Consider the following 16,539-nt stretch of genomic DNA (forward strand, 5'->3'; position numbering starts at 1 on the left):
TCCAACACGGCGACCGATCCAAACGAAGAGTTTCGCATCAGCCCCGAGGATTACGCAGCGGCGGAAGACGTAGGCACCGTTATCGGAGTTGTCCACTCGCACCCCGACGCGACCAGCAGGCCTTCACCGCGCGACCTGGCGATGTGTGAGGCTACTGAACTGCCTTGGCATATTTTGAGCTGGCCTGAGGGCGATCTGCGTACCATCGTGCCCACCGGCAACACGCCGCTTCTGAAGCGCCCGTTCGTGCATGGTGCCTGGGACTGCTGGCAGGTCTGCGCCGATTGGTACAAGCGCGAATTTGGCCTGGAGTTCGAAGCATTCAATCGCACGGACGGCTGGTGGGAGAGTGCGGACGCCGAAAGTCTCTACGAATCCAACTATGAGGCGGCTGGCTTTGTCAGAGTCGATCAGCCGCAACGCGGCGACATGATTGTGATGGAGGTCGGCCGGACCAAGCATCCGAACCATGCCGGGATTTACCTCGGTATCGATGCCACGCTACCTAAAGAGGGCTGCGGGGTGTACGGACCTGGGCCTTTCCTGCTGCACCACCTATACGGAAGGCCAAGCGAGATCATCGTTTTCGGTGGTCCGTGGCTGGACAGGACACGCCTGATCCTCAGACACAGCAATTTAAAGCAAACGATTTAGGGCGGTCTGGATAGGTGGACATGTCAGTGTTAGGCTCATGCTTTAACTGCCGAGTAGCGACATATGGATTCTGAAGTGGATTCTAACTTTGGCGATTATGCCGTGGGCGCCTGCACCTAATTAAGGGTTTTCATATGAACTACAGCAAAATCGAAACTCAAGAGCGCGTAAGGCTGACAATTCAAGCTATGGCTCGGAAAGACTTCGGCGAGATAAAAAAGCTTATGGATAGCAGCCCAATGGAAGTGGTAGAAACCCACAGCCTTGAGTACCTGAATACTGCCAGAATGTTGCCCCGAGTGGCTGCGCTTTTTGAGATGGAGATGCGCGGACTCGCGCTTTCGGTGCAAATTGCAGAAGACAAACCGCCCTTAATGGCTCAGATGAATGCCGCAAAATCCGCTTGGTCAAACTTCTGTGCTGGCTACGGAATAGATCCCGAGGTGCTTATTGGGACGGCCGGCGGACATCACCCCATAGTCAAACAGTTTCTTGGCTGGTGCTGCATGCCACCTGACGTTGACATGGTGAAGCATTGGACTGGGCTTTTTCAGGTTGCCGCAACAGGCGAAGTTCTTGGTGAAAAAAGGCACTAAGTTCAACCTAAAAAATGCCGCATGTTAATTTTATATATATATCGATAAAGGAAGATAGATACAATGCGTTTTTTTGCTATTACCAACTTATCTTTTCTTTTGCTGGCAGGATGCGCCAATATTAGTGATACGCGCAATACTCATCCGGTTTTGTCTATATCTTCAAAAAAACCTGCGAAGGATGTGGCGCAATGCATTCGTGACGGCTGGCAAAATGTAAGTGTTTGGGGGGCGGGTATTGGCGGAACTCTTCAAGAGTCCAGTGGTAGCTACACCGTGATAGCTCCCGACGCGCAAACTCCATGGCACCTGGTGGACATATCGCCATCGCCAAAAGGCTCTACGATCAAATACTATTTTTACAGAGAGTGGCAATCTCCCTTGGATCGCATAAAAAATGCGGTTATAGGTTGTGCCGGCTAATTTTTTAAATTCAAAAATTAACCGCCGATCGGCGGTTTTTTTTCGTCGGGGGAATCATGGCTTATACAGCAGCTCACTATACGCCGCGCACGGAAATAACATTGGTTGGCCGTATGTGGAGAGGACTTGAGAAGGTTCATTATCGGGTATTAGATGGAGGCAACGCCGCAGAGGTTTTCAAGGCTCTTGATGTATCAGTTGACGGATTTAGAGATGAGCTTCTGAGGCTATCTCGGCTGGGGATGAGATTTGCAATTTTTCGAAACGGAAAGAACATTGGGGAAAAAGACTTTGGTCTCGGAGGGACCAGAGAGCTAAAAATCATCCCTGTGATCGCTGGCAGCAAACGTGCCGGCGTTCTGCAGACTGTGATTGGAGTTGCCTTGATTGCTCTTGCTTGGTGGAACCCTTTGGGCTGGTCAGCTGCTACCACGATGATGGTTGCCAGCGCCGGCGTTGCCAATGGAGCCGGCGGCGTCATCCAGTTGCTCAGCCCCCAGCAGGGCGGACTCTCGCAAAGTGCATCACCGGAAAACCTTCCCAGTTATGCATTCGGTAGCGCAAAGAACACCACAGCCAGCGGCAACATCGTTCCGATCTGCATCGGTTATAGACGCTGGGGCGGCGCGATTATATCTGCCGCGATCTACGCAGAAGACAAAACGTAACCCCCGTCCGCAACACCAAGCCGCCCGAGAGGCGGTTTTTTTATGCCTGGAGAAAAGCATGGGCGCAGCACTGAAGATCGATATCCACGGTGAGAAAGGCGGCAGCAGCAGTCCGAAGTCGCCGACCGAGGCCTCCGATAGCCTGCGTTCTACCAACTTGGCCAAGCTGCTCATCGCTGTGGGCGAGGGCGAGTTCGAAGGCACGCCGACGGCGTTCGACATCTACCTAGACAACACGCCGATCAATGATGCCAGCGGCAACGTCAATTTTCCCAACGTGAAATGGGAATGGCGCACCGGCTCTGTCGATCAGTCGTACATCCCTGGCATTCCTTCAATCGACAACGAGACGACAGTCAACGTCGAGCTGCGCAACGACTCGCCGTGGGTTCGCTCAATCACCAACACTCAGCTGTCGGCTGTGCGCGTACGCCTGGCTTGGCCTGCCCTCCAGCAGCAGGACGATGAAGGTAACGTCGGCGGCTACCGGATCGAATACGCCATCGATGTGGCCACTGACGGCGGCAGCTACCAGCAAGTGCTGCTTGAAGCCGTGGACGGCAAGACAACCACCCGCTATGAGCGCTCACGCCGCATCGATCTGCCTGCCGCCACATCCGGTTGGCAGATTCGCGTCCGCCGCCTGACCGCCAACCAGAATACCAACAAGATCGCCGACACAATGCTGGTGGCCGGGCTAACAGAGGTCATCGACGCAAAGCTGCGCTATCCGAACACTGCATTGCTCTACATTGAGTTTGATGCTGAGCAGTTCACCAACATTCCCGCAGTTACGGTCAAGTGCAAGGCGCGAAAATGGCCGGTCCCGAGCAATTACGACCCGTTCACCCGTACCTATTCGGGCGTGTGGGACGGCTCCATGAAAGAGGCATGGACCAACAACCCTGCCTGGGTGACATATGGCGTATGCACTCAAGACCGGTTTGGCCTCGGTAAGCGCATCAAGCCGTGGATGGTCGACAAGTGGGAGTTGTACCGCATTGCGCAGTACTGCGATCAGGACGTACCAAATGGAGTGGGCGGGGTAGAACCCCGCTTCCTGTGCGACATGAACCTGCAGGGCAAGGCTGACGCATGGTCCTTGCTGCGCGATATCGCCGGAATTTATCGCGGCATGACCTACTGGGCGCAAGGCCAGCTGGTCGCGCAGGCAGATATGCCGCGCACGCAAGACTTCGACTATGTCTTCACTCGAGCCAATGTCATCGACGGCAAGTTCAACTATGGCAGCTCCTCGGCGAAGACACGCTATACCCGGGCCATCGTCAGCTACGACAACCCTGACAATAACTACGACACTGACGTCATTCCATTTTCCGACCCGGCACTGCAGCGGCGCTTCGGTGACAGACCGACCGAGCTGACTGCAATTGGCTGCACGCGCGCGTCCGAGGCTCAGCGTCGCGGCAAGTGGGCCATTTTGAGCAACAATCAAGACCGCACCGTGAGCTTCAGCACCGGCATGGAAGGGGCTATCCCGCTGCCTGGCTACATCATCCCAGTCGCTGACTCGCTTCTTGCCGGCCGGGAGATCGGCGGACGTATTGCTGGTGCTGCTGGAAAAGTAGTAACCCTCGACCGCGACACCTTGGCAAAGGCCGGTGACCGTCTGATCGTCAACCTGCCCAGCGGCCAGGCTGAAGGCCGGACAGTGCAGTCCGTTGCAGGCAGGGCAATTACCGTTACTGTCGCTTACAGCGAGACGCCTACCACCCAGCTGCAATGGGCGCTGGATGCCGATGACCTGGCTATCCCTCTGTACCGGGTGCTGAGCGTCAAGCGCAGCGCGGAAGGTGATTATGCGATCACTGCTCTCCAGTACGAGCCAAGCAAGTTCGGCTACATCGACACCGGCGCCCGGCTGGAAGAGCGTCCGATCAGTGTCATTCCGATCACGGTCGTTCCATCGCCTTCCAGCATTTCGCTGGCGTCAACGACGGCGATCGCGCAGGGCCTTGCCGTTACAACCATGACCATCAGCTGGCCCGCCGTGGCCGGCGCGGTGGCTTATGACGTCGAGTGGCGCAAGGACAGCGGTAACTGGATCAAGGTACAGCGTACCGGCTCTGCCAGCGTCGACATCACTGGCATCTATGCCGGTGCCTATCTCGCTCGCGTGCGCGCCGTCAGCGCCTATGACATCTCGTCGAGCTGGCGGAATTCGATCCTGACCCAGCTCAAAGGCAAAGAGGGGCTGCCGCCTGCTGTCACCTCTCTGACTGCCGCATCGTTGATCTTCGGCATCAAACTGAACTGGACCTTTCCGGCAGGTGTGGAGGATACGCAGCGAACCGAAATCTGGTACGGGCCAACGACCGACCTGGCCAAGGCCACCAAGCTGAGCGACCTGGCCTATCCCCAGTCGGAACACGTCATGCAGTCCTTGAAAGCGGGCGTGACGTTCTTTTTCTGGGCGCGACTGGTGGACCGGACCGGCAACATCGGGCCTTGGTATCCGGCCGGTATCGGCGTCATGGGGCAGACCAGCAGCGATGCAGGCCCTGTTCTGGATCTGCTGGACAAGCAACTGACCGAAAGCCAGTTCGGTGAACACCTGCTTGGCAGGCTCGACCTTATCGACGGCGACGGACCTGGCTCGGTGAACGAGCGACTGGAAGAGCTCAAAGCCAATATCGGCGAAATCACCGACGCGCTGGTCTACGTGCCGACCGATGCCTATGTGCGCGACAACACCGTGCGCGTGGGTGACAACCTCTGGACGGCCATCACGGCTGTTCCCGCGGCGGCCAACGGGTCCAACGCTCCGCCGAACCCGGCGTACTGGGTCAACACAGGCCAGTCGATTCGCTCGGCCAACGCCCAGGCCGATCAGGTCTCCAAAAACACAGCCAACATCGCGACGGTCGACGGCAAGACCACGGCGACCGCCACTCAACTGAATGCGCTGCAGGCCTCGTCGAGGGATGACGGCGTAGAAGGCGAAATGGCCGCAGCTCTCAAGGCTTGGGAAGAAACAGCCAATTACGCGCAGGAAGTCAGGGTACGAACCGAAAATGATTTTGCGCAGGCTCAGCGCACAACGCTGCTGGATGCTCGGGTGGCGGGCAACGACGCAAAAATAAGCATCGTTGAAACTGCGCAAGCCACGGACAGGGAGGCGACTGCACAGCAGATCACGAACCTGACGGCGACGGTTACGACGAACCAGACAACGGTTCAGGCGGCCATTCAGTCCGAAGCGGCCACGAGGTCTAACGCTGACGGTGCGCTGGCTACCCGGATTGAGACGGCGCAAGCCAAGGCAAACGACGCGACAGTTGCGGTTCAGCAGACAACCAGCGCTCTGGCCGCCACCAACAACAAGCTGGCCGGAATCTGGTCGGTGAGAATGGAGCTCACGCAAAACAACATCCCGTACGCGGCCGGGTTCGGTCTTGGACTTGAAAGCGGGGCGGCAGGCACGACCTCGCAGTTCGTGGTGAGGGCCGACACGTTCTTGGTGATGAATACCAGCTCGCAATCGCCGCAGTCGTTTTTCGGTATCACTGGCGGGCAGACATTCATTCGCTCGGCATTTATCGAGGACGGTTCTATTAGCTGGTTGAAAGTTGGAAACCTTCAGTCTTCTGACTATGTGGCGAACGTTAGCGGCTGGCTTTTTCCAAAGACCGGTCCGTGGCAGCTCAACGGAAGTATGGCCGATGGGCGTAGGTCAACCATCAGCAACTCATCCATAAAGATGTATCACGCCAACGGTGTTCTTGGCATCGATTTGAGTCTTTGACATGACGGGGATAACGCTAAAAACCGCTGATGAACGAGTGCTGGTCGACATGACCATGAAGCTCAGTCAGACAATGGGTAGTGTCGATACAAACGGCGTGAACGGGGCCGTGACGATTCCAGCGCCGCCCCCCGGGAAAACGGCCTACTTTATTCCCGTCGCGTTGGTGGATCTCCAGCGCGAAAAAGGGAAGAGGCCAGGTATTACGCTGTCTGGCACTTCGCTGTCTTGGGCTTATTCCTATAACACCAACGGTTGGGGTTACTTCTCGGCGAACTGTCGAATTTATTACGGGTATTACTGATGACTTCGTTGGTGGTAAATAAAGATACCGGTGAATTGTTGTTCGATACTTCCAGAATATGTTACGGACTGGTTAAGAGTGGCTATCTGGTCGCCGGAGAAGTTTGGCAGAGAAAGGTGCTGCGGTCGGTTACAAACGATCCTGATCAGGGCGGTAGTTACATCGACAGCACGCGAGCAGGCGACCAGATGTTCACGACAACCGTAAACAGCCCTCGATCACCGATTGTGTTTCTCGTTGGTAAAGGGTGCCTGCAAGGGACGTCTATCAGCGGCTCGGCTATGACGTTCCACTTCAGCGCAGCAAGTACCGCAACCAAGGCCTATGTGTTCGATCTGATGGCCGACAATATTCCGGGGTCGCCGTATCTGAAGACATACACCGATCAGGGCGTATGCACTTTCAACTCCCTCCAGCCCCCATTGAACGTGGTTGCAACAGTTCAGGCCCCCGCACCAGGCGCAGCGGACGCTTGGAACCGTAGGCCTCTACCTTACGCAGGAGGGAGCTGGCAGGCCATCCGGACCCAGACAGCTTCTGTCGATTTCCAGAGCCACTTCGTCGTTGATGTACCGCTTGGTCAGGGAATCGAATATGCCGCTTGCTTGCCTTGGTCCCGCGCTGCTGCGGGCTATATTGATGCATCGATTACGGGCGTAAACGCCAAGGTTATCGGTTTCTCTGAAGGGGCTTATGGGCGCAACGGTGGTATCAGCTTCATGTTCGCCCCAGCAGGCGCTACTTCCAGCATCGACTTGTCCAGTAACCAGTACAGCATCCCCGGCTCTCTGGCCAACCTTCCCTTGGATCGATATCCGCAGGCGCTTGTTGTTCCGACAGCGAACTTGCCATTCCCTTACAACTGAATTTTAAGGAACCTTATGCCTTGGTCGAGAGGCGGCACAGTTGCCGTAACCCAAAATTCCACGACTGTAACTGGCACTGGCACAACGTTCACGTCCTCAAGGATCGGCGATGCGTTCAATGCACCAGACGGCCGACGTTATGAAGTGTTCAACATCATCAGCGACACCGTGTTGGCAATTATCCCTGCTTATACGGGCGCAACTGTCAGTGGCGCTGCCTATTTCATTGAGCCAGTCCAGGGTTACCCGAAGGCGCTGACAGATGCTTTTAATACGGTAAACCAGCGCTGGGGTAATTCACTGGCAGCGCTGGGCACCACCGGCAACTACGACACACTGCCTGTTTTCAAAGGCGGCACAGGCCGCACGGACGGGAGAGCGCTGCTGCTCGAAGTCGGGGTACAGCAGGCGAGCGCCCTTTACAATGTCCAAGGCTTGTATATGGGTTGGAACTCCGCTGGAACCGGTGAAGGACACTTTATTGTCAACCGTGGTGGCGGCACCGGCGGGTTCACTTGGCGCTCCGTCAACGGTGCCAACACAGCGACCGGGCCGAGCATGACCTACAGCTACGACGGGCTGCTGACTGTGTCGTCGCTGTCTGTAACTGCGGCACCTATCGGCATCGCATCTGGGGGGACTGGCGGTAACAGCCAAACCACCGCGCGGAACGCCCTGGGCGTAGGACCCGAACAGGCACCGACGTTCGGCGGTATCGAACTTAGCAACACCAGTCCCTACATCGACTTTCACTACAACAAAACCGCAGCAGACTATGACGTCAGGCTCATAAACGCTGCCAACGGCGTCCTCACGCTGCAGGGGGCGTATGAGGTGACGGGACGACTGGCGTCAGCAGGCACCTGGTGCAGAGCAGGTCTGAGCGCCGGTCGAGGCGGCACGGTGTACAACTACAACTGGACCGGCTCTAACGTCGACGTCTGGATCGACAACACCTATGTCGGGACCATGACGCTGTTCGGGTCTGATTACCGGTTCAAGAAGTACATCGCCGCCGCCAAAGTGAAGTCGTACCTTGATCGGATCGATGCGTACAGGATCGTCACCTACCAGCGCAAGATTTTCGGCGCAGTGTTTAGCGGCGATGGCACCACCTACCAAGGCCTGATCGCGCATGAGGCCCAAGAGGTAAACCCGCTGGCCGTTACGGGCGTGAAGGATGGCGTAGACGAAAACGGCCAAGCACGGATTCAGCAGCTAGATCCGATGGCACTGATCACAGATGTGATGGGCGGCACCAAAGAGCTTCACGCCGAAACAATAGAGCTTCGCGCCGAGCTTGGAGCGCTACGTGCAGAGTTTGAGGCGTTCCGCACCGAGATGGCAGAGTTCAAGGCATCGATTCAGCCAGCACCCGAACCTGCCGCCGCGTAACACCTGCACAGCGACACCCGCATCCCGCCATCGAGCGGGTATTTTTTTGCCTGGAGAAACCCAAATGCCCATCACCACACAGCAGTTGCTGCTGATCCTACCGAACGCCGGCCAGAAAGCCGGCGTTTTTGCACCCGTCCTGAACACGGCGATGAGCAAGTACCAGATCGTCACCCGCCTGCGCATCGCGGCTTTCATCGCCCAGGTCGGTCATGAGTCCGGTCAGCTGCGTTACGTCCGCGAGCTTTGGGGGCCGACGCCGCAGCAGTTGGGCTACGAGGGCCGCAAAAACCTCGGCAATACCGTTGCGGGTGACGGCTCGAAATTCCGTGGTCGCGGCCTGATTCAGGTGACGGGCCGGGCCAACTATGCCGACTGCGGCGAAGCGCTGGGGCTGGACCTGATCAGCCATCCCGAATTGCTCGAGCTGCCGCAGCACGCCGCAATGTCGGCGGCTTGGTTCTGGCACTGGGCCGCACTCAACACGCTGGCCGACAAGGGCGACTTCCTGACCATCACCAAGCGCATCAATGGTGGCACGAACGGCCTAGCTGATCGGCAGGCTCTGTACGCCCGAGCGCTTGAGGTGCTGGCGTGAAGGCCTTGCCGTGGAGGGCGGTGGGTTTGATGCTGATTCTGCTTGCGCTGGCCGCTGCGTTGTACGGGGCATATCGGCACGGCGTGACCGTTACCGATCTGGCCTGGCAGGCGAAGTGGGCAAAGCAGGTCAGTGCCCAATCCGAAGCGGTGGCCACCTCGACCGCCGAGTACCGAACTGAAGAGCAACGCCGCCAGAAAGCGGCCAACCAGGTGGCAAATGATGCGAGACAAGAACAGACCGCTGCGCTTACTGATGCTGGTGTCGCTGACGATGCTGGTGACCGGCTGCGCGTCGAAGCCGGAAAACTGGCAGCCACTGCAAGTTGCGCCCCCGGTGATACCGGCCCTGCCGAACGAGGCAAGGCAGCCACCCGCGCCGCTATGGTGCTCTCCGACCTGCTCGGCAGGGCTGACGCGCGAGCGGGAGAGCTGGCAAAGGCTTATGACAAGTCCCGAATAGCCGGACTGGCGTGTAACCGCTTTGTTGATGAGCTATCCAAAACCACCAATTCAGCTAGGCCGTAGGCCGCCGGGGAAGCACTGTGCAGACAGCAACGAAGCAAGAAACCTACGACCGCACGATGAAAGTTACGTTGGCAGTGAAAGCGAACGGCGGTTCTGTGACGGTCCAGATCCAGGCGGGTGACAGCTGGATCAATACCGACACGTTCTGGAAAGACGGTGCTTATCAGTTGAGCGTTCCGCCCGCGACGATCCGCATCGTGCCATCTGCTGGCGCAGCATTTGAGGTATACGCATGAGCCTTCTGGTCAACCCGATCCCACGCCGCCAACCCATCCGGCGCGGGCTCGGCCTGCTGGGCGATAGTTTCTCGGGCAACTGCCACACCATCGCTGCGACAGCCTTCGGAACCGAGGCCTACGGTTACGCGGCCATGATCGCGGCGCGCACCGGCCTGTTTCCCAGCTACGCCGACAACCAGGGCAAGCTCGGCGACCACACCGGGCAGTTTCTGGCCAGGCTACCGGCCTGCATTGCGTCGTCGACCGCGGACTTGTGGCTGCTGCTGTCGCGCACGAACGATAGCACCACGGCAGGTATGAGCCTGGCGGACACGAAAGCCAATGTGATGAAGATCGTCACCGCGTTCCTGAACACGCCCGGCAAGTATCTGATCGTGGGGACCGGTACGCCACGCTTCGGAAGCAGGGCGCTGACCGGTCAGGCGCTGGCCGATGCGATCGTCTACAAAGAATGGGTGCTGAGCTACGTCAGTCAGTTCGTGCCGGTGGTGAACATCTGGGACGGCTTCACCGAGGCTATGACGGTTGAAGGTCTGCATCCGAACATCCTGGGTGCAGACTTCATCAGCTCGCGGGTCGTGCCGATCATCACCGCCAACTTCGAATTTCCCGGCATCCCGCTGCCCACGGACGCTGGCGATATCTACTCGGCCATTCGTCCGTTCGGTTGCCTCAATGCCAACCCGCTGCTGGCAGGCACGGGCGGCATTCTGCCCGCCGGCGTGAACGCCGTGGCCGGGTCGGTGCTGGCGGACAGCTACAAGGCTGTCGGCTCTGGCCTGACCGGCATCACTACACGGTGGTACAAGGAACCTGCCGCCTATGGCGAGGCGCAGTGCATCGAACTGGGCGGTAACATGGCGGCGGCGGGCGGCTACATCTATGTGCAGCCCACGGCCAACGTGGTACAGACCAATCTGGCAGCCGGTGACGTTATTGAAATGGTGTCGGCGGTGGATAGCCTGGGAGGCCGAGCTGACCATCACCAAGCCGGTCAGCGGTGCGTCGACCACGTTCTACTATCGGTCGATGGACAAGTACCAAGAGCCGTTCACCATGCCAGCCAGCTTCTCAGGGCAACTGGAGACGCAGCGCGGGACCATCGACTTGGCGGAAGCGGTCATTACCTCACGCATGGGCTTGTACCTGGCCGCAGGTGTGGCGCAGAACTCAACTGCAAAGGTCGCGCAGTTCGGCATACGGAAAGTGTGATCGGCAAGCTGGCGGGCCTATTGATCCATGCCCTGATAGGCTCCGTTACATTCGCTCCACATTACTGCTGCAATACTGGCCCATCAAAGCTTTGATTCGCGCTCGATAATAGAGGACTATTCAACGCCCGATAAGCAGGTGAGCTATGAAGAATCTCTCTTTTTCAAAAGCAAAAGCATTGGCAGCGCTTGCCTTTGCCAGTTACCAGCAATACGAAGCGACCAGTACCACGCTGGGTAAGGTTGTGGATGCGACGGATATTGCACAGCAACTGGCCAAACCCTTATCTGCCGAGCGCATGGCGCTGGAGCATGAAATGGAGCATCTTTCTCGCTCAGAGGCGCTGGATTTAAACGCGTTGATGTACCTTGGTAGAGATTACCTGCATAGCACTGACTTTCAAGACAAGAACGAGATTCGCGCGATTTTTGATTCGTACACTACAGACTTCTCCAGTGAAGACACTGAACAGCTCATAGGCGCTTGCTTGGAAAAAGACCTAGTGCTGCATCAGTACTTAGCTATTGGGCTGAAGTGCATCGACGGGGCCTACTGATCCGGGATCAGTTGCAGAAACGGGAAGCCTTTTATTTCCAGCCTGTAATCAGGCTGGATCGTGAGTCATCGCAAACCGCCGCTCGGCCAGTCTCATCTGGAAAACCGGAACGCCACTGAAATTAGCAGCTGCTATGAGGGCGTCCCTGTCTTTCTCGGAAGCCCTGGCCCCTATGTAAACAGCTTTCAGCGGGGCAGGTACATTCAGCGGCTCATTGCTATTTATAATTAAACGCCATTCTTTCTCATATTGCCAATCTTCGGTTTTATGGATTGCTGCAGCTATGCCAAATAGATTATTAAAGTCATCAGGTCTATCGTCGCTTGCAAATAGGTGGCTTACATCTAACATTCCAGCGTCATATAAGACAGGCCACAAGGACCTAACGTACATATCTCGACGCGGTAACTGATGGAAATCATATTCCATCGCAAATCCCTTGTGGTCCTCGGCGTAGTGCGACCACATTAGGATAGAGTCAATCCTTTCGCTTAGAGAACATATCTTATAAATTCCCATCATTCTTGATCTAAACGCAAGAGAAACTTCATTCGACATCTTTTCGTAACGGGATTCTACAACGCTTTTTAAGGCCTCAAGCTGTAGGCTGTCTAGCTCGCCCGCCGCCTGCGCAAGAAGGTCATCAAGGTCATTGCCGAAATAGAAGTTTGCTTGAAGAGCGCATTCATAGGGATCATTGAAGGTGTCTGGGCTGGCACAGAAAAGAGTTTTTTCAATGAAATTGTTCATGGCATTTTTTGTAAAGCCACGACATTTGAATAACCTATTTGGAATGTATGGCGTTTTAATATCCATCATCCCTTCTATTTTTTCACGAGACGTCGTCAGGGAGGTAAGAGAGTCCTTTAGCTTTAGTTGCCACTCGGGTTGATTCATCGTGCCATTCCTTTTGCAATCGATCTGAAGTTTTCTTCAAGCTCATTCGTCATTCCCTTCTCCAGACTATCAAGGTAGTCCGCGTACCACTGCACCATCTGCTGGCGCTGGCGCAAGTAAACTGCCTTATCGTACACACCCTTGATACCTGTCTTCTTGTGCGCCAAATGCGCCTCTATCCACTCCTCCCTCCAACCATGCTCGTTCAGCAGCGTGCTGCAAGTGTGCCGTGTGCCGTGGCCTGTCATGCGCCCCTTGTAGCCGATCAGAGCAAAGCATTTGTTTATAGTCGCGTCAGATATCACCGGGACCTTTTGCCCGCTGGACGGGAACAGGTATCGGGATCGACCTGTGATCCTGTGCAGGTCCTTGATCAGATCCACTGCCTGGATCGGCAGCGGCACCACATGATCACGCCCCATCTTCATCTTGGCACCCGGAACGCTCCACAGCCCCTTCTCCAGATCGAACTCCGCCCACTCCGCCCATCTGGTCATCCCTGGCCGTGATGCGGTCCAGACGGTGAGCCATGCTGCAGCCTTGACGATTGCACCGCTCTGCGACTGCCGCAGAGCCTGAAGGAATTCAGGTAGCTCAGCTTCCATTAGGTGCGGGTACTGGGTTTCCTCTGGCGCCTTTGCTGCGATGTCCACCAGGTTGCTGGCCGGGTTGTTCTCTGTCATCCCCATTGCGATGGCCAAGCCAAATATCTGGTTGACCCACACGCGAACCTTTTCCGATGTGTTGTGGGCGCCGCGCTTTTCGATGGACGCCTGCAGCTTCGCGCAGTCAGACCGCGATATCTGATCCAGCGGCTTATCGCCAAGGGCTGGGAGGATGTCGTTATCAAGCGCGCCCCGCATCCCCTTCACGGTCTTTTCTGCCCGGCCGTCCGCCATTTTCTTGTGCAGCCACAGATCGGCAGCAGCTTTGAACGTGTTGGCAGTCACAGCCGTTTTGGATGCTCGAGAGGCTGCCTTGTGCGCAACCGGATCGACCCCGCTGGCCGCAAGCTTCTGAGCCTCGAAAGCCTTCTCTCTGGCTTTTTTTGTGGTCACTTCAGGGTACGAGCCAAGTCCGTGCCACCCCCATTTGCCGTCGGGCTTCTTGAATCTCAACTCCCACCGCTTGCGTCCGGACGGGCTGACCACGAAATACAGACGGTCCACACCGTAGGTTTCCCGGTACTCCTTGGCTTCTGGTTCGAGCGCTGCAAGCACGGTGTCAGCGAGCGGCCGACGCTTGATTTCAGTCCGTTTCATAGGTGTGTCTTGTATGGTGGAGTTCGATTTAAACGGCACCATACATGCCACCATACAAGAAAAGCAATACTAAGCGGGATTGAATGGGCGCAATAGGGATTAGTAGGGGATAGCTGAAAAGGCCAAAGTTGGCGTAGTTTAAGGGTTTCGAGGCTGTGCGGGGCGTTGCGGGGATATTAGGGAATTGCTATATGGAGCGGGTAGAGGGAATCGAACCCTCAACTAAAGCTTGGGAAGCTTTCGTTTTACCACTAAACTATACCCGCTCTGATAGCTGCTCTGAGCGGCTGACTTTGTACCAGAACCTTGCCCTGATTTGAAGCGCTAATTTCACTGCGCAGCGCTTTCCCTCCTGATTTCCTTCATGAAAACCAACCGCCAGACGAAAATATTCCGCAGCTGACGGCGGCTTCCTTGCCGGTTTTCAGAAAGCCAGCGCCTGATGGCTCTTGACCCGGTTGTGGTCGTTACGCGACACCTGTTCCGGTTGCAGGAACGTCATGAGCACCTGTTTCGAATCACTGCAGGCTGCCTTGTGTTCCATGTCCAGAAAGTGGCCGGTGGCGTCGATGGTGCTGAAGCTGCAATCGCGCAGGTATCTGGAGAAGTGGGCGGCGTCGTTTGCGGAGGTATATTCGTCCAGAGCACCATTGATGAAGCGCACGGGGATGGTGATGTTCTTGCCCGCGTTCAGGTAGTTGTCCGGATCGAGCTCCAGGACCTGGCTGAAGTGGTAATGCATCTGGTCATACTCGTGAGCATCCAGGTTGCTGATGTGACGGAAATTGAAGCGCTTGAACAAGGCAGGCAGGTGTTTGCCGACGGTGTTGTTGATCAGGTGGCCCATGTCATAACGGTTATGCGCGCCCAGGTGAGTAATGCCGTGGCACAGGTAGTCATGCATTTTCTCATTGATCACTGGGGAGAACGAACTGATAACTGCGCTTTCGATGCGTTTTGGCCGGTGCGCCAGTGCCACCAACGTCGCCGCGCCACCCCATGAGAAAGACAGGACATGCTCGGCGTTGAAGTGATCGATCAGTTCCAGCAGCAGTTGGCCTTCCTCTTCCCGAGTCAGCGGTGCGCCATGCAGGTTGTGAGGTTTGGATTTGCCTGAGTAGGGCTGATCGTATAGCACCACATTGAAGGCCGGATGAAGGCTGCGCACGGTCTGGGCAAATGACGCGGTAGTGGCCAGCGAGCCGTTGACCAGAATGATGGTCTTTTCAGCGGCGTCGGTGCGATAGAGCTCGGTGTAAACCCGAAACTGTCCTTGTATGTCCAGCACTGCTTTTTCTGGCGACATGGTTATAACTCCTGGGGTAAACAGGTATGCGTTGCAACGACGTTGCACGAGTTTCGTGACAGGCAAGCGATAGCCGATTAATGGCCCAGGTGATCCTGACGAGCGGGTCGACAGGTATTGTTATTGGCGGGCAGTTTGTCGTGGGCCAGTGGCGCGCATGACAAATAATTTCTTGGAATAGGAAGGTAGCGGGTCAGTCGCGTTTGCGCTGATATCTCGATTCAAGCAGGCGATCCGCCATCTCGCAAGTGACCGCTCGTGCATCTCCGCGCAATCCGCCAGACGGTCATGAGGCTTAAAACAGGCTGATTTCCGAGGCGTGCAACGCACGGTACTGACCCGGCATCAGCGTTGGGTCCAGCAGCAGATCGCCGACGCATTCTCGATGCAGCTTCATTACCTTGTTGTCGAAGTGGCCGAACATCCGCTTCACCTGATGGTAGCGGCCCTCGGTGATGCTCAATCGTGCGCTGCGCTGCCCCAGCAAGGTCAATTGCGCCGGTTGGGTGGTTATGTTCTCGAAAGCGAAATACAGGCCTTCGGTGAAGCTGGCCGCGTAGCGCTCGTCAATGATCTGCTCGGTCTCGACGTAATACACTTTCGGCAGTCGGGTCTGCGGCTGGGTGAGACGCCGCGACCATTGACCATCGTTGGTGATCAGCATCAGCCCGGTGGTGTTGAAGTCCAGTCGTCCGGCGATGTGCAGTTCGTGCTTGTCAGGCTCATCCAGCAGGTCGATTACCGTCGGATGCTGCGCATCGACCGTGGCGCTGACACAGCCTTGAGGCTTGTGCAGCATGAAGTAGTGCGCAAGCTTGCCAGGCTGCAGGATCTCGTCGTCGAATGCCACGCAACTGAATTCACGCACTTCATGGTGCGGATCACACGTTGTCAGCCCGTCCACTTTCACCCGGCCGCTGGCCAGTGCCAGACGCACATGCTTGCGATTGAAACGTGGCAGGTTACTGAGGAAGCGATCAAGACGCATGAAGACGGCGATGCATGGCGGACGGGAGGTATATCTTACTCTGTGATCGGGCGGGACGGTTGCTCAGGCGCTATGTCGATAATCCCCGCGCAGCGTGGGCACAGGCACGCCTTATTGCGGATGTCCTCCGGCAGGGCGGCAAGCAACGCCAGGTCGATGTTTTCCGAAAAGCACCAGCAGGGCTGATCTGCAGCACGCGGGTCAGCCAGGCTGCACTGGTTGCTGAAGCCGCACACAGGGCAGAGGCGGGTGTCGGTCAGGGCAGTTGTCATGCGGGTTCCG

Annotated in this window: 16 protein-coding genes, 1 tRNA gene and 2 pseudogenes; 13 read left to right on the forward strand and 6 right to left on the reverse strand. The window is 56.7% G+C overall.

Features of this window, described 5'->3' with window-relative positions; all coding sequences use genetic code 11:
- From N018_RS05400 to N018_RS05455, 13 genes and pseudogenes are all read left to right on the forward strand, one after another.
- A pseudogene (locus tag N018_RS05400) lies at positions 1-654 on the forward strand (C40 family peptidase); the annotation flags it as partial.
- 134 nt (positions 655-788) lie between these two features.
- Positions 789-1,250, forward strand: a complete 462-nt coding sequence (locus N018_RS05405; RefSeq protein WP_025389031.1) for a hypothetical protein — start codon at positions 789-791, stop codon at positions 1,248-1,250.
- 63 nt (positions 1,251-1,313) lie between these two features.
- A complete protein-coding gene (locus N018_RS27245) occupies positions 1,314-1,673 on the forward strand; it encodes a hypothetical protein (protein WP_154219935.1) in 360 nt (119 codons plus the stop codon).
- A gap of 56 nt (positions 1,674-1,729) precedes the next feature.
- Complete coding sequence (locus N018_RS05410) at positions 1,730-2,341, forward strand: tail assembly protein (protein WP_025389032.1); 612 nt, start codon at positions 1,730-1,732, stop codon at positions 2,339-2,341.
- 58 nt (positions 2,342-2,399) lie between these two features.
- The gene (locus N018_RS05415) at positions 2,400-6,107 is read left to right on the forward strand and encodes a phage tail protein (protein ID WP_025389033.1); all 3,708 of its coding nucleotides are present in this window, start codon (positions 2,400-2,402) and stop codon (positions 6,105-6,107) included.
- A 1-nt stretch (position 6,108) separates the two neighbouring features.
- Entirely contained in the window at positions 6,109-6,411 is a 303-nt protein-coding gene (locus N018_RS05420; RefSeq protein WP_025389034.1) for a hypothetical protein, read from the forward strand.
- The gene (locus tag N018_RS05425) at positions 6,411-7,277 is read left to right on the forward strand and encodes a hypothetical protein (RefSeq protein ID WP_025389035.1); all 867 of its coding nucleotides are present in this window, start codon (positions 6,411-6,413) and stop codon (positions 7,275-7,277) included. The genes N018_RS05420 and N018_RS05425 overlap by 1 nt, the downstream gene beginning before the upstream one ends.
- A 15-nt stretch (positions 7,278-7,292) precedes the next feature.
- Entirely contained in the window at positions 7,293-8,672 is a 1,380-nt protein-coding gene (locus N018_RS05430) for a tail fiber domain-containing protein (RefSeq protein ID WP_025389036.1), read from the forward strand.
- Positions 8,673-8,736: 64 nt separating this feature from the next.
- On the forward strand, positions 8,737-9,270 hold the full coding sequence (locus tag N018_RS05435) for a glycoside hydrolase family 19 protein (RefSeq protein ID WP_025389037.1): 534 nt from the start codon (positions 8,737-8,739) through the stop codon (positions 9,268-9,270).
- Positions 9,267-9,797: a DUF2514 domain-containing protein gene (locus tag N018_RS05440; protein ID WP_025389038.1), complete on the forward strand. Its 531-nt coding sequence runs from the start codon at positions 9,267-9,269 to the stop codon at positions 9,795-9,797. Before N018_RS05435 ends, N018_RS05440 begins: the two co-directional genes overlap by 4 nt.
- A gap of 56 nt (positions 9,798-9,853) precedes the next feature.
- Positions 9,854-10,033 carry a hypothetical protein gene (locus tag N018_RS05445; RefSeq protein WP_038401041.1) on the forward strand — a complete coding sequence of 60 codons (180 nt, stop codon included), beginning with the start codon at positions 9,854-9,856 and terminating at the stop codon, positions 10,031-10,033.
- A pseudogene (locus tag N018_RS05450) lies at positions 10,030-11,248 on the forward strand (SGNH/GDSL hydrolase family protein). The gene N018_RS05445 and the pseudogene N018_RS05450 overlap by 4 nt, the downstream one beginning before the upstream one ends.
- Positions 11,249-11,393: 145 nt before the next feature.
- Positions 11,394-11,804: a hypothetical protein gene (locus tag N018_RS05455; RefSeq protein WP_025389040.1), complete on the forward strand. Its 411-nt coding sequence runs from the start codon at positions 11,394-11,396 to the stop codon at positions 11,802-11,804.
- 48 nt (positions 11,805-11,852) lie between these two features.
- Here the strand turns inward: N018_RS05455 and N018_RS05460 are convergent, their stop codons facing one another.
- The 6 genes from N018_RS05460 to N018_RS05485 form a co-directional block, all read right to left on the reverse strand.
- On the reverse strand, positions 11,853-12,701 hold the full coding sequence (locus N018_RS05460; RefSeq protein ID WP_025389041.1) for a DUF2971 domain-containing protein: 849 nt from the start codon (positions 12,699-12,701) through the stop codon (positions 11,853-11,855).
- Positions 12,698-13,963 (reverse strand): tyrosine-type recombinase/integrase, encoded by a 1,266-nt coding sequence (locus N018_RS05465; protein ID WP_025389042.1) that lies wholly within the window; start codon positions 13,961-13,963, stop codon positions 12,698-12,700. Before N018_RS05465 ends, N018_RS05460 begins: the two co-directional genes overlap by 4 nt.
- A gap of 192 nt (positions 13,964-14,155) precedes the next feature.
- Positions 14,156-14,229, reverse strand: a tRNA-Gly gene (locus N018_RS05470).
- A gap of 158 nt (positions 14,230-14,387) precedes the next feature.
- Positions 14,388-15,269: an alpha/beta fold hydrolase gene (locus N018_RS05475; protein ID WP_025389043.1), complete on the reverse strand. Its 882-nt coding sequence runs from the start codon at positions 15,267-15,269 to the stop codon at positions 14,388-14,390.
- Positions 15,270-15,564: 295 nt separating this feature from the next.
- Positions 15,565-16,257, reverse strand: coding sequence for a pseudouridine synthase (locus N018_RS05480; protein WP_025389044.1), 693 nt, complete (start codon positions 16,255-16,257; stop codon positions 15,565-15,567).
- 35 nt (positions 16,258-16,292) lie between these two features.
- Positions 16,293-16,529, reverse strand: coding sequence for a cysteine-rich CWC family protein (locus N018_RS05485; protein WP_025389045.1), 237 nt, complete (start codon positions 16,527-16,529; stop codon positions 16,293-16,295).
- Positions 16,530-16,539 lie beyond the last annotated feature (10 nt).

Source organism: Pseudomonas syringae CC1557 (genome assembly GCF_000452705.1).
GTDB classification, from domain to species: Bacteria; Pseudomonadota; Gammaproteobacteria; order Pseudomonadales; family Pseudomonadaceae; genus Aquipseudomonas; species Aquipseudomonas syringae_F.